Origin of the sequence: Rhodopseudomonas sp. BR0C11 (assembly GCF_010820945.1) — a bacterium.
Taxonomy (GTDB): Bacteria; Pseudomonadota; Alphaproteobacteria; order Rhizobiales; family Xanthobacteraceae; genus Rhodopseudomonas; species Rhodopseudomonas palustris_H.
This window is the reverse complement of record NZ_QTKI01000711.1, coordinates 1-1,245: the sequence shown is the minus strand read 5'-3', so window position 1 is coordinate 1,245 and position 1,245 is coordinate 1. Positions and strand designations below refer to the sequence as shown.

Annotated in this window: 1 protein-coding gene; it reads right to left on the bottom strand. The window is 63.3% G+C overall.

The annotated features are described in order from the left end of the window. Positions 1 to 144: 144 nt before the first annotated feature. Positions 145 to 1,245, bottom strand: a 1,101-nt coding sequence (locus DYI24_RS26795; protein ID WP_164574479.1) for a ComEC/Rec2 family competence protein, incomplete at its 5' end; no start/stop codon positions are given.

The window sequence follows — 1,245 nt, the reverse complement described above, 5'->3', positions numbered from 1 at the left end:
CGGATGTTCAGTATGTGACACACTTCTAGCGTGCGTTCTATTTGGGCAAATCCCGAGTCCGGGAATGTCCCGATGGTAGTTTTACGGAGGCGGCTTAGTCCCCGGGCACAGCGATGATCTGGTATGGCCGCGCCTACCGCCCTGTCAGACCGCGACCTTATCGAGCAGATCGATCAGATGCGGTTTGTTGTCAGCGACGATCTTCACCTTGGCAGCCAACTCCGGGTTATTGGCGAAGAACGCCAGCAGCCCCTGCTCCTCGGCCGACCAGTCCGGCCGCACACCGCCTTTCGGCGGCTTCGCCCGGCCCGCTTCCTTGGCCTGCTGCTTGACCCAATCGGCCTCGCGGCCGGCATCGATCTCTTCGATCGAATAGGTCAGATGGATCGTATAGTCGTCGGCCACGCCCCTCGCATCCAGCAGCATCTGCAGGGTGGCGCGCTCCGGATTGCCGTAGTCGCCGTTGCCGGAGAACACGTAGTGATCGGCAGTGACGCGTTCGAAGAACGAGGTCTCCATGTTGTTGTCGCTGCCGTGATGCGGCACCTTCAAAATATCGACGTGCAGCGTCTCGTTCTCGGCCAGCTTGCCGGACGTCTCCAGCCCCTCGATGATCTTGTCGCCCCTCGCGTCGCCGGTCAGCAGCATGGTCTTGCCGCCGCATTCGGCGAGCAGCACGATGCTCGACAGGTTCGGCACTGATTTGTCGACGAAAGCTGCGAGCATCGCCGACGCGGTGGGACGGGTGCCATCGGCTTTGCGTTGCCGCAGCCACTGATCGTGCATGTCCTGCAGCGCCTGCAGTTCGTCCTGCAGCGGGCCCGCGACGGTGATCGTCACACCATTGAGGTCGACCGGCGCGGCGTCGGCCGCGGTCAGGATCAGCTTGCCCTTGAACTTGTGGTTCGGCTTCCAGCCGAGATCGGCAGCGTCATCGCGCAAGGTACGCCCCTGCGGCACGCTGGCGAGCACGGCCTGCGCAGCGGCCTCTTCCTCGCTCTCGCCGATCTCGACGCCGGTGAACATGTTGGTGTCCGCCCCGGCGAGGATCGAGGCTGTGCCGAAACCGCTCGCCAGCTCATCCGGCTTGGTCGATAGCAGGTCGTCGAAACTGTTGTGCCACAGGCTGGTGACTGCCAGCCGGATGCCGGCGGCCTGACTGCGCTGCTCGCCGGTCAGATCGAGGATACCGTGGATGTGGTCATCATCGATATGACTGACCAGCACCACATCGAACGGCAGCGG